Genomic DNA, 12358 nt, shown 5'->3' with positions numbered 1-12358 from the left:
AGCCAGCGGGTGCCGTCATCCGCTGGCTTTTTTCGCTGGCCTCACCTTTAAAGCCCCTACTCACCTGATCTATAGACCCTTCCAACATCCTGTCTTTGTCACAGAACCATAACAATCCCTCGTTAGTATCAGGCCGATGATGCTTCATAACCTAAGGATGTAAATATGAATAAGTTGATGTCTCTTACATGTGCTGCTCTGATGACTCCTATGCTCGCGCAGGGCGCATTTAAACTGGACTCCCGATACAGCGATAATGACGGCGATCTGATTGCTGACATTCCTGCCAAGTCTGAGCAGATCGATCCCTCCACTCTGATTTTTGCTTACACTCCGGTAGAAGACCCGTCAGTTTACGCTGAGGCCTGGTCCGATTTTCTCGACCATCTGTCTGAGAAAACCGGCAAAAAAGTCCAGTTCTTCCCGGTTCAATCTAACGCAGCGCAAATTGAAGCCATGCGCGCGGGTCGCCTCCACATTGCCGGTTTCAATACCGGATCCAATCCGATAGCCGTTGCCTGTGGCGGCTTCCGCCCTTTCACCATTATGGCATCCGCTGATGGTTCATTCGGCTACGAGATGGAAATCATCACCCATCCTGACTCTGGCATTACCGATGTAGACGGACTGCAAGGTCGTGAACTGGCCTTTACCTCCGAAACCTCAAACTCAGGTTTCAAAGCGCCCTCTGCAATACTGAAAGCCGATTATGATCTTGTGCCAAACAGAGATTTCACGCCGGTGTTTTCCGGCAAGCACGACAACTCTGTACTGGGTGTTGCCAACAAGGACTATGACGCCGCCGCAGTTGCTAACTCCGTTATGGCGCGGATGCTGAACCGGGGCGTTGTAAACGAAGATCAAATTGTATCCCTGTACAAGTCTCAGACCTTCCCCACTACAGGGTATGGCGTTGCTCACAACCTGACACCAGAACTACAAGACAAAATCCAGCAGGCGTTTTTCTCCTTTGAATGGGCTGGCACTTCCCTGGAAGAGGAGTTCTCCAAGTCAGGTGAAGCTCAGTTCATCCCGATCACTTTTCAGGAGCACTGGGAAGTTATTCGTAAGATCGATGATGCCAACGGCGTGGTTTACAACTGCCGCTAAAGACTCAAACCGCAAACCGCTTTCAGCGGGTTGAACATGTCGCGAGATGTGGCCAACCCGTTGACTCTTCTATTATCAGCAATGGCAGAAAATTGTGCTTGAACTGAAAGCCTTATCAAAAACCTACAAAACCGGCGACCGGGCACTGACCGACATCAGCTTCTCGGTGCCTGCAGGCCAGGTTGTAGGCCTTATTGGCCCCTCTGGCGCCGGCAAGTCGAGCCTGATCCGGTGTATCAACCGTCTGGTTGAACCCAGCTCCGGCAGCATTTACCTCGGCGACACTGAACTGACCAAGCTCAGCGGCCGGGCTTTACGCCAAGCTCGCCGGCGTATCGGTATGATTTTTCAGGAATATGCGCTGGTTGAACGCCTTACAGTGATGGAGAACGTGCTATCGGGCCGTCTGGGTTATGTCTCCAGCTGGCGTTCTTTCCTGCGTCGGTACCCGAAGACCGACATAGATCAGGCCTTCAGCTTGCTGGAGCGGGTCGGGCTGGATGATCACTACAACAAACGGGCAGATGAACTCTCTGGCGGTCAGCGCCAACGTGTAGGTATTGCCCGGGCATTAGAGCAAAACCCGGAACTATTGCTGGCCGACGAGCCCACGGCGTCACTCGACCCGAAAACCTCCCGCCAGATCATGCGTCTGATTCAGGGCGTCTGCCGGGAAATGAACCTTCCCGCCATCATCAATATTCACGATGTGGTGTTGGCACAAAATTTTGCTGACCGGATCATCGGGTTGCGGGCTGGCCAGGTGGTATTTGACGGCCCACCATCAGCCTTGTCCCATGAGGCACTGACCCGCATCTACGGAGCAGAGGATTGGGACCAGGTGCAACAGAGCAGTGAGTCACAAAACGACGAGTTTCTGTTCAGCAGCGCCAAAGTGCTGGAGCTAACATGATCGGCGCAATCACCTCTTTAAGGACCTGGAAGCGGCCTCCGGTACTACTGAAAGACCCTCGATGGCGCTGGACCATTTTGTTAGGGAGTGCGATCTACCTGGTTCTGGCGATCAGCTCAGTGGAGGTCAATTGGTTTCGGGTTTATGAAGGTCTTGAGCGCGGCTGGAAGTTCATTCAAGGGTTTCTATCGCCGGATTTCAACTCCCGCTGGCGGGACATCCAGGCCGGGCTGATCGAAAGCCTGACCATGACTCTGACTTCCACCGTGGCCGGTGTATTGATCTCGGTGCCCATCGGTCTTGGCGCTGCCCGCAATCTGGCGCCGTTGCCGGTGTATACGATCTGTCGGAGCATTATTACGCTGTCCCGCTCATTCCAGGAAATTATCATTGCGATTCTGCTGGTCGCCATGTTCGGATTCGGGCCCTTTGCCGGGTTCCTTACATTGACGTTTGCTTCCATCGGGTTCCTTTCCAAGCTGCTGGCGGAAGACATTGAAGGCTGTGACAGTTCTCAGATAGAAGCCATTCGCGCAACCGGTGCAAGTTGGTGGCAGGTGGTTAACTATGCAGTCCAATCTCAGGTGATGCCAAGGCTGATCGGCCTTTCTCTGTATCGGCTGGACATAAATTTTCGGGAATCATCCGTCATCGGTATCGTCGGTGCCGGCGGTGTTGGAGCCACTTTGAATACAGCTATTGATCGCTATGAGTACGACTCAGCTGGCGCCATCCTGATTATCATCATCGCTATTGTATTAGTGGTGGAATACTCCTCATCCTACATTCGGCGGTGGGTCCAATGACAGCCAGAACACACACAAAACTATGGCAGTTCCGCACCCCAAAACAATACATGCTGCGATGGGCCGGCTGGTTCTGGCTGGTGGCTTTGACAGTATTCTGCTGGAACCTGATGACTGCAGACACCATCTGGGCTTTTGTAGCAGACGCACCCCGACAGGCTTCCGATATCGGTGGCCGCATGCTCCCACCGCGCTGGGGCTATCTCAATCAACTCTGGCAGCCGCTCTGGGATACGCTGAACATCGCAACCCTTGGTACGCTGATCGGAGTGATCATTGCGATACCCGTTGCCTTCCTGGCCGCTGAGAACACAACCCCGAGTCGCCACTTTGTGCGCCCGTTGGCCTTGCTGATCATCGTGACCTCACGCTCGATCAACTCGCTTATCTGGGCCTTGCTGCTGGTGGCAATTATCGGCCCGGGACTGTTGGCAGGCATTGTCGCGATCGGTCTGCGTTCCATTGGCTTCGTCGCCAAGTTGCTGTACGAGGCCATCGAAGAGATCGATGAAAGTCAGGTGGAAGCTGTGCGCGCAACAGGTGCCTCTGGAACCCAGGTGATTGACTATGCAATTATCCCGCAGGTTCTGCCGGCATTCTGGGGCATTTCAGTGTTCCGCTGGGACATCAACATTCGCGAATCTACCATTCTCGGGTTGGTAGGTGCCGGTGGCCTGGGTTTGCAACTCCAGTCATCCTTAAGCACCTTAGCCTGGAACCAGGTAACGGTAATATTTCTCGTTATACTCGCGACGGTGGTCGTTTCTGAATGGGTATCTGCGAAAGTTCGGCAGGCGGTGCTCTGAAAGGCACTATCGCCAGTAGGATTAGCATATGACACCGTCACCGCGCTGGGCTTTTGAGGCTTATCAGCGCATTCGCTTTCGGCTTCCAGAGCTGGTTACAGAAACTGCTACACCAAAACAAGTGCCATCTCTGGAGGCTATTAGCGATCGTTTCGACGGCTTTATTTTCGATGCCTTCGGTGTGCTCAATGCGGGCAATAATGCCTTACCTACGGCAGTCGCGCGGTTCCACAATCTGCAGTCGATGGGCAAGCACTGTTTGATACTTTCAAATGCCGCCTCTGCTCCCCAACAGGAGCTGGTGCGGAAATACCGCAACCTTGGCTTTCCAATTACACCAGACCAACTGATTTCCAGCCGCATGCTGGTGAGCGATGCGCTGGCATCCGAACCGGAGCGAAGATGGGCCATTATGGCACCTGCATCGGCGCACGCTGACCACCTGCCCTGCCGCGGTTTTACCATTAGTGATCTAGAGGCAAAAGCCAATCGCGAAAGACTCGATAACGCCGATGCCATATTGATGTTGAGCGCCCAGGGATGGACCCGAGAGCTGCAGCAAGGCCTGATCGACAGCCTTAATCGCAGGCCTCGACCAGTCTGGGTGGCGAACCCCGATCTGGTGGCTCCCCGTGAGAACGGCCTGTCTCTGGAACCGGGGTACTATGCCCACCACCTCATGGACGCCACCGGCCTCGACACGGTGTTTTTCGGAAAACCCTTCAACAATGCCTTTGACGCAGCCAAAAGCAGGCTGTCTCCAATTCCAACTTCCAGATTGCTGATGGTGGGGGATACCTTGCACACAGATATCCTCGGGGGTCGCAATTCAGGGATAAGCACAATGCTAGTAACTGCCCATGGTGCGCTTAAAGGTCTGGATGTGAATGCCTGTATAGCAGCATCGGAGATAGTTCCAGATTTTATTGGACCTGAAATTTGAGAACCGCTTTACTCCCCCTCGGGGCATTAGCCACCCCTGAAACAATCATCAAACTACCCTTAGTCCCTTAACCTTTCACGCCATGCCTGGCACTGATTCTCCTTTGATTGCCTATCGTCCGAGTGAGTATGAGATCAAGCCTTCCGCCTTCGAAACGTCACTAATACCCAATTGTTTTGAAACAAGTGCTTTGACAGTTGGAACTACAAAGCTTGAGGTAGCTATCAGGTTGGCTGCTACAGAGAACCTTACTAGTAAAAATTCTTGCCAGTATCGTTTTCAGGAAGGCTTTGGGTTGATGTTTAGTTTTGCGAGAGAAAACATTTATACCGGGGCTAGCTATGATTTTGGTAAGTTCGGGCTTGGGGCAGATCATAGTGTTACCGATGATAGCAACACAAATAAAGATACACCCCTGTACAACGTAGCTGCCACCGTTGATGTGACAAGCACCACCGGCTCAGAAAAATGCCAGTGTCTTCGCAGAAATTGCTGACACAGACAAGGATAACACTGACATGGGTTTCCTTGCAGGTATGCGCTTGAAATTCTAAGTCATTGCCCAATAGCTTGAGAGCTTCACTAAGTAAGGTTTGCTCCAGAAGCTAAAAGGCCGGATGTTGCCCAAGCCACTCGACTTAAGTGTGGTTTGGGTGAATCACAAGCCGAAAAAAAGCGCTATGCCACTGGATTTCCAAGCGGTATAGCGCTTTTTTTATGAGCTCACAATTTTTCCAGGCAAAACCATCTAGAATTCCGCTTCCGCAACACGCTCACTTCTGACAATGTGAATTCCGCCGGCAGACTTCTTTGCTTTAGCCTTGGCGTCCGCTGCGTTAGCAGCCAAATCTGCAGCAGATCCAAATGACCGACTCTCTGCTATTACGATGCCTGCCGAGAGGGCAACAAGCGGAAAGCGTTTTAGCTGGCCATCACGATCTTCTGCAGTCATTGAGCGGGCCTTGCGCATTGCTTCTGGGTACCGCGACAGGGCCTCCGACCTAAAAAGATTTTGCACTTGCTCGCAGCGCTTTTGGGGCTCAATTTTGCCGCTATACACCACAAAATCATCCCCACCGATGTGACCAACCCAGTCTGTTTCTCCATCAAAAACCGCGCATAACTGTCGTGCAAGCGAGAGAATAACCTCATCACCCTCGCCATACCCCACCACATCATTGAATGGCTTGAAGTGGTCAATGTCGAAGTAAATGCAGGTAAAAGCTTCGTTTTTCTGAAGCCTGCGCATGGCTTCCTGTTGAATAAGAACATTCCCAGGCAATTGGCTAAGGGGATTGGCATGCTTGGCCTGCTCAACCCGGCGCCGGGTCATCATGCGAAGTAGAGAACGCGTTGAACCCAAGCCCATGTATCGACCATTTCTGGTCACAATAAAATTTTGCTTGAGATAGTAAAGATCATCCTCCAAAAGCGACTGACTGACGCCCTCCAGAGGCTCATCATGCTCTACCACAAGCGCGTCACGAGCTGTCAAACTATCTACCGGCTTAGCCTCATTGAGCGAGCGCCCATAGGTAGAGCTAAAAACCTCCATTACGCGCCACTTATGGAGCAAACCGAGAGGCCTATCGTTTTCCACTACGGGCAACGCAAATATTGATGGCGACGACTGCAGAATTTGCCAGGCATGTCCAAGCGAAGTATTTGGCGAGAGGGGGGCGATATAGCGCCCCAAATACCCAGCACCGGCGGCGATAGGATCTCCGCTTACGGGTATTGAGTCACCCAGTGTAGACAAATCAGCTGCAGGAAAGGGGTTGGGGCGCCCAAACAAGAATCCTTGGATAAGATGAATACCCATTGATCGAAGTAATGTCAGTTCCGCTAGAGTTTCAACGCCTTCTGCAATCAGCCGGCATCCCAAGCGTTCGCAAAGGTTGATTACCGACCGAACAAACTCCTTCTTTACCAAGTCCCGATCAACGTCGCGAATGAAGTGCCGATCAATTTTGACAAAGTCCGGCTGAATCTCAGACCAACGCTTTAGCCCTGAATAGCCTGTCCCCAAATCGTCTATCGCAACTCGGAATCCGCGCTTCTTCAGCGCAATGAGCCGGGTTTTGAGCACCGCTGAATCGTCGACCGGATAACGCTCAGACAACTCTATAACGATCTGATCCGGCTTAAGGTCATTCATTGTTAGAAGAGCATGTAAACGATCCTCCGGAAAGGAATTCGGTAACAGCAGTTCTGGCGACACATTCACAAAAACCAGGCGACTGACGCCGTATCGATTACATGTGTGCCCTGCTTGTTTCAAGCAAGCTCGCTCCAAACTAATAACCTGATCGCACTGTTCTCCTGCCTGGAACAATGCGGGCGCTGCGTGAAGTGGGCTATCAGATGGGCCCCGGCTAAGCACCTCGTAACCAAGAACACTTTTTTCCTGGCAGTCCACAATTGGTTGGAACAACGTGGAGATTAGCTGCTGATCAATAATTCTCTGCAACTCTTGGGTCTGACCGTGCAAAGTCATGCTGGCTTAGGCTCCGTGGATCTGGAAACGAGCAATCAGGGCTCTTAGTGATTCGGACTGTTCACGTAGTTGCTCACTAACCGTCTTTGTGCTGCCAATATGTTGCTCGAGTGACTCAGCGCTTTCTCCCAGCGCAGTCGCACGCCGCCCCACACGGCCAATCTCATCACGCTGAACATCAATCGCTTCGTCGACCTCATTTGAAAAATGATTCAGGTCGTCAAAGGTTTTGTTGAGCGCCACAAGATGAGTTTTAAGCGATGCCAGCGTTTCCCGATTGGAATTGCCCGCCTCCCGGGTATCACCAAGTAGCCCATGAGCGCCATCAACCTGAGCAACCAACTCACCAACCCACTGACGCACCTGGCTGGTAGATTCGCCTGTTCGGCAAGACAGGTTTCGCACTTCGTCTGCAACAACAGCGAAGCCCCTCCCCTGCTCGCCAGCGCGAGCCGCTTCGATGGCTGCGTTCAAAGCCAGCAAGTTCGTCTGTTCGGCAATGTCAGCAATCACGCTGATGACCTGTTCGATTTTTTCGCTGGATCCTCGAAGCGCCTCAATTGCTTCCGCCACACGATTGATTACCTCGACCGCATGTTCAGCGGCCTGCTCACTCTCACGCAACTTAATCTGAACATCATCATTGCCTTTGACGGCACCAGTAACCTGCGCGCGGGAAAACTGTGCAGACCCTTCAATCTGGCTGGCGCTTTCAGTAATGGCACCCATCGATGAAACTACATCATGGATCTGCCGGTTGTTTTGCTGTGATGAAGCCTGAACTGCGTCAGCCTGTGCATCCAGATTGGCAGAACGCTGCTGCAAGGCAGTAGCGGCGTCGGTGACCTCTTTTACAAACACAGTGAACTTGGCAATCAATCCATTGATTGCCAATGCAACGGCCGTTACTTCATCGCGTCCTGAAATCGGCAGTGGTGTGGAAAGATCCGATGTCGCCTCCATAATCCTGAGGCGTTCAGCGATCAACTGAAGCCTGGTAGTCACAGTCCGGCGGAGCCAATAGGTCAGAAGCAAGGCACCCAGCAATACGAAGAGCGAGCCTGCGAGCAACAAGTATTGTTTCTGTTCGAGGAATGCGATCAGGGATACTGACCCTGCATGAGCCTGCTGACGGCCCACCGAGCGTTGGGCATCAATTTCTGCAAGCATGGGATCAAGCGCCTGATGCAACTGAAAATCGACAACTTTCCCGGCGGAATAGTAGCTCGCTTGATCAATGGGTTCTTTCAGCGCTACAAGAAGATCCAAAACCACCTGATGTGCCCCCATGTTCTCCTTTGCCCAGTTCTGCAAGCGGGGGTTCTCAAGCGCGGACTGCCATTGCGTTTTTATTGCGGCGGAAGCTTCCTCAAACTGTTCGTTGATCTCATTCCACAACAAAAGCTGAGCTTTTATCTTGTATGCCAGGTCTTTGAATTGACGATGGCTACGATCAAGATCCGTCAGCAGCCAAACATCCGACATTTGCTCCCGTACGAGGCTATCTGTTGCCTCCTGGGCTTCTCCCACCACTGACACCGAAAGCCATGCCAGACCAGAAAGCGCAATCAAACAAAATCCGGAAAACACCAGCAATCGCTGACGGACGGTAAGACTCATAACGTGAACTGCCTCTCAAAATGTTCATGACGAGCCTAGACCGCAATGATGACAGTTTTGCTACAAAACACCTTAACCTAACCGAGTTCGGTACCACTTTCGTTACTGCCATGAAGTGAACTTTGGCAATCGGATGCGCCCTTTTTTTCGCGCACTATCACTAGCCCTTCACTGACTTGCTGGTGAAGCAATTGGGCTAAGGCGGCGGGACTTTCACTGGCGGAAACTGCCAGAGGTGGGTGGAGCAAAACATCCACTCGCACCGCAGGCTTTTTCAACAGGCGGCACAAGTGCGCAACAAAATCATCATCACCCGTAAATGGCACCAACCAGTCGGGCTGCCCATCTCGGTGGTAAGCAATCGTTATCGCCTGCACCGGACACTTAGCTTCGATTGCCGCCCCAAGCATGTTCGGGTGAAACCGCTTGACGCTCTCACCGGTAGTCGTGGTTCCTTCTGGAAACACCATGACTGAACCACCGCCTTCCAGAGTGGCAGACAGTGCCTGTCGCACCTTCGCGGAATCCCCCGCCCCCCTCTGCACAAAAATCGTACCGACTTCACGTGCAATCCAGCCAATGAGAGGCCAGGAAGCCACCTCGCGCTTGGCTAGAAATCGTAAAGGAAGGCCCGCGGCCAGAATGGGGATATCGGTCCAAGAAACATGATTGCACACACGCAATGCCGAGCCCTCCATCGCCAAGCCATGAGTCTGGATGCGTATGCCCAGCAGGCGGCACAGAACAACCGAGTAACCCTTCACCAGCATGGCTCGATCGATTCGTTGCCTGCTACAAAATTCAAAGATTCGAACCGATACAAGGGTTGCCATACTGAGCAACAAAAAGACTAAAAACGCACTGAGGCGGGTGAAGAACCGAATACTCTCGACAATCCGCCCCAGTTTGCTCAAGCGATCCTGGCCTCCAGGTTGTAGCGCCGCGCATAACGTGCGGCCAGGTTATCCACCCTCAACAGCACCAGCAGATCTGCACAGCGGAAAGCAGGGTCCCAGCACGGATCACCACACACCTCGGCACCCAAGCGCATATAACTGCGGATCAGCGGTGGAATAACAACTTTGTCTGTTTGTGTGTACTGGTTGGCAAGGTGGGGCAAGGTGCGCTTAGGCGTGACTCGAAATTCCTCTGCGGCAAGGTATTCCTGTTGAACTTGCTGGGTGATTCGCCAGGCCTTGTGACCGCCGTCGAGCATACTGATGCTGGCGCAGCCCAGCAGGTAGTCGATGCCTTGCTGAACCAGATACTGTGCCACCTCTGACCACAGCATACTTAACGCCGCCCCCGAGCGGAAATCACTGCGAATACAGGTTCGGCCAAGCTCCGCAAACACGCCGGAATTCTGTTTCAGGCGATCGAGATCGAATTCATCTTCCGAATAGAAACCACCAATTTTTGCGGCTACCTCACCGTGCAGAAGCCGCGAGGTTGCCACCACCTCGCCCTTTTGGTTCATTACCACGAAATGTTCGCACCAAGGGTCAAAGCGGTCCTCGTCAATGCCGGTATCCGTCTCTATATCTGCGTCATATTCGCTGGTGAATACCTCATACCTTAGCTGCTGGGCCGCAACAATCTGGGCCGGCTCCGTTGCTATACCGGAGGTAAGCTTTCGGCTGCTACTGGATACTCTGGACTGATCTTGCATTCTCTAACCCCTTCCTCTGGCGGATTCGCAGACCGCTGACCTACAGCAGGCCGATATACACCGAGATTGAAGCCTGAGTTTTACAACCAGATGAAGAATTTACGATGAAGCGATGACAGTTCAGTCAGTGCCCGCCTGAACGGATTAATCGACTGGAAAGTAAGTATTCAATTGCTCGATCAGCCACGAGGAGTCATCCAGTGGCAGGTCATGCCCAGCACTAGAGTGCAGCTCCAAGGGGCACCCAAGCGACTTAGCCAGATCACGACTGCAACGCCAATCTGTCAGGCGATCGCGATAGCTGGCCAACACAAGGGTTGGCATGCCTGGAAGCTTTTGTGGTGGTTTATAACGGGAGGCTGCATAGAGTTGGCGAATTACGTCGCCCCTCCGCAACGGGCGCTCACGCTGAATCGCCTGCCATTGCTGTGCAACCTCACCACGAATGGGGCGATTACTCGTAAGGGCCAGAATGGCGCGTTCCCGCGCATCACTGTCGGCTTGTGTCAGCATACGCATAACAGGCACCCATTGAGCGGGGCGCATTCGCCGCCAAGGAGAGCAAAGTCTGGAGCTGGAGGAAATCAGCACCAGACTCGCGCAATCTTCAGGCCGATTGAGCGCCCAATCCAGTGCCACCATACCTCCGAGAGACAGTCCAATCAGCCCTAGCGGACGTGGCAGCCGGCGAGTCGCCCGATCAGCGAACTGGCGAGCCTCCGCAATGGAGGTGGGCGAGCGAAAATCCCGAGCTAGCCCGGTGCCAGGTAGGTCAACTGTATGGAATCTATCCTCCGGGCGTGCCCGTCGAAGCTGGTCAGGCCAGTCGCCCCAGTGACCACTTTCCCTTGCCAACCCTCGAATTAACAACCAATCCATTACAGGTTCTCGCCCTTACTGTACCAGTGTGCTCTGGCAGCGGCGCGCAGCCACTCGCCTTCAGACGGGGTGGGCAGCCAGTTGTCGTAACTCGCACTAGCATTGAGCAGGAAATCAAACAAAAGCATATGGCTACGAAGAACCCGGTGATGACGATGAGTCACCAGAGGATTGAATAGCCCTTCCCGACTGAACAACTGGCGGGGACGCTTACGCAACCAGCGCCACGAGCCCATCTCAAGCGTCAGCGGAAGCCAAGGGGCGCTAGCCTCACGATTATGGCGTTTATAAAAGTAGTCCCACAAATCACCATGGGTAACGTAATGCTCCGATTGCGGCTCGAACTGATAGTCGTGATGGGGGTAGGCCTGTTCCCAAAGCAGCTTCAGCGCCATAACAGACGAGATGTTACGCATTGGACGGCGCCGGTAGGCGTAGGGAAACCAGATCTGGTCACGCCAGCCGAAGCCTGAGTGGCAATCGAGCGACACGCTGAATGGCCGGCCGGGCAACACCTCTTCGATAATACTCTGCAAAGCCAGGTTCTCAGGCTCCATCCCCTGGTCGAGCTTGCCTCTGTACCATGGCAGCAACGGTGATAGTCGCTGCCCGCCCACCAAAAAGGTACTCGGGCTCTGGGCCGAAATGGGCGCATTACGCATAAGATCCACACCGGCAGGATTGCTGCGCCGGCTCAGATACATACCGCCGGGATTGAGCATGGGCACAACCACCAACCGTACCTGCTGCAGAAGTTCAGCCAGATGCTCATCCCAGCGTAGCCTGTTGGCCAGGTTTTCCAGCCAGGCCATAACCACCTGGGTGCCAATGCGTTCCAACCCGTGCACGCCACCCAGTAACAGCAATGCAGGACGGTCCGCTGGCGCATCGCCGATATCGACACGGTAAATTGGCAGCTCAAACGAGTCCACCGGAATGCTCGCACTCACCCGAACTGAAAACTGCTCCGGTGATTCAGCGAGGATACGCTCCAACTCAATAAGTTCAGGTAATCGTCGGCGCAACTGCTGCCGCTGCTGTCCATCACGCTGGCTCTGTTGTTCCGGCACCACCTTGACGTGGGTGAGGTCGCAAAGTTCAGTCATGGCTTCACC

At 53.4% G+C, this 12358-nt stretch carries 12 protein-coding genes; 6 read left to right on the top strand and 6 right to left on the bottom strand.

Annotated elements, in window-relative coordinates:
* The first annotated feature begins 165 nt into the window (after nt 1–165).
* The 6 genes from phnD to Q0824_RS11370 all read left to right on the top strand — a co-directional run bounded on the left by phnD (nt 166) and on the right by Q0824_RS11370 (nt 5074).
* The gene (phnD, locus tag Q0824_RS11395; RefSeq protein WP_298450410.1) at nt 166–1110 is read left to right on the top strand and encodes a phosphate/phosphite/phosphonate ABC transporter substrate-binding protein; all 945 of its coding nucleotides are present in this window, start codon (nt 166–168) and stop codon (nt 1108–1110) included.
* 94 nt (nt 1111–1204) lie between these two features.
* Nucleotides 1205–2023 carry a phosphonate ABC transporter ATP-binding protein gene (gene phnC, locus Q0824_RS11390; RefSeq protein WP_298450408.1) on the top strand — a complete coding sequence of 273 codons (819 nt, stop codon included), beginning with the start codon at nt 1205–1207 and terminating at the stop codon, nt 2021–2023.
* Complete coding sequence (gene phnE / locus Q0824_RS11385; RefSeq protein ID WP_298450406.1) at nt 2020–2829, top strand: phosphonate ABC transporter, permease protein PhnE; 810 nt, start codon at nt 2020–2022, stop codon at nt 2827–2829. Before phnC ends, phnE (Q0824_RS11385) begins: the two co-directional genes overlap by 4 nt.
* Nucleotides 2826–3635 (top strand): phosphonate ABC transporter, permease protein PhnE, encoded by an 810-nt coding sequence (gene phnE / locus Q0824_RS11380; protein ID WP_298450405.1) that lies wholly within the window; start codon nt 2826–2828, stop codon nt 3633–3635. Before phnE (Q0824_RS11385) ends, phnE (Q0824_RS11380) begins: the two co-directional genes overlap by 4 nt.
* A gap of 28 nt (nt 3636–3663) precedes the next feature.
* A complete protein-coding gene (locus Q0824_RS11375; protein WP_298450404.1) occupies nt 3664–4578 on the top strand; it encodes a TIGR01459 family HAD-type hydrolase in 915 nt (304 codons plus the stop codon).
* Nucleotides 4579–4681: 103 nt separating this feature from the next.
* Nucleotides 4682–5074, top strand: a complete 393-nt coding sequence (locus Q0824_RS11370; RefSeq protein ID WP_298450402.1) for a hypothetical protein — start codon at nt 4682–4684, stop codon at nt 5072–5074.
* A gap of 252 nt (nt 5075–5326) precedes the next feature.
* Here Q0824_RS11370 and Q0824_RS11365 read toward each other — a convergent pair whose 3' ends face one another.
* From Q0824_RS11365 to Q0824_RS11340, 6 genes are all read right to left on the bottom strand, one after another.
* The gene (locus tag Q0824_RS11365) at nt 5327–7075 is read right to left on the bottom strand and encodes a GGDEF domain-containing protein (RefSeq protein ID WP_298450400.1); all 1749 of its coding nucleotides are present in this window, start codon (nt 7073–7075) and stop codon (nt 5327–5329) included.
* Nucleotides 7076–7081: 6 nt separating this feature from the next.
* Entirely contained in the window at nt 7082–8695 is a 1614-nt protein-coding gene (locus Q0824_RS11360) for a methyl-accepting chemotaxis protein (RefSeq protein WP_298450398.1), read from the bottom strand.
* Between the two features lie 77 nt (nt 8696–8772).
* Nucleotides 8773–9609: a lysophospholipid acyltransferase family protein gene (locus Q0824_RS11355; protein WP_298450396.1), complete on the bottom strand. Its 837-nt coding sequence runs from the start codon at nt 9607–9609 to the stop codon at nt 8773–8775.
* Entirely contained in the window at nt 9606–10364 is a 759-nt protein-coding gene (locus tag Q0824_RS11350) for a GNAT family N-acyltransferase (protein WP_298450394.1), read from the bottom strand. Before Q0824_RS11350 ends, Q0824_RS11355 begins: the two co-directional genes overlap by 4 nt.
* A 144-nt stretch (nt 10365–10508) precedes the next feature.
* Complete coding sequence (locus tag Q0824_RS11345) at nt 10509–11243, bottom strand: alpha/beta hydrolase (RefSeq protein WP_298450392.1); 735 nt, start codon at nt 11241–11243, stop codon at nt 10509–10511.
* The gene (locus tag Q0824_RS11340; protein ID WP_298450390.1) at nt 11243–12349 is read right to left on the bottom strand and encodes a M14 family zinc carboxypeptidase; all 1107 of its coding nucleotides are present in this window, start codon (nt 12347–12349) and stop codon (nt 11243–11245) included. The genes Q0824_RS11345 and Q0824_RS11340 overlap by 1 nt, the downstream gene beginning before the upstream one ends.
* Nucleotides 12350–12358 lie beyond the last annotated feature (9 nt).

The organism is uncultured Marinobacter sp., assembly GCF_947488835.1.
Classification (GTDB): Bacteria; Pseudomonadota; Gammaproteobacteria; order Pseudomonadales; family Oleiphilaceae; genus Marinobacter.
This window is presented reverse-complemented; position numbering and strand designations above follow the sequence as displayed.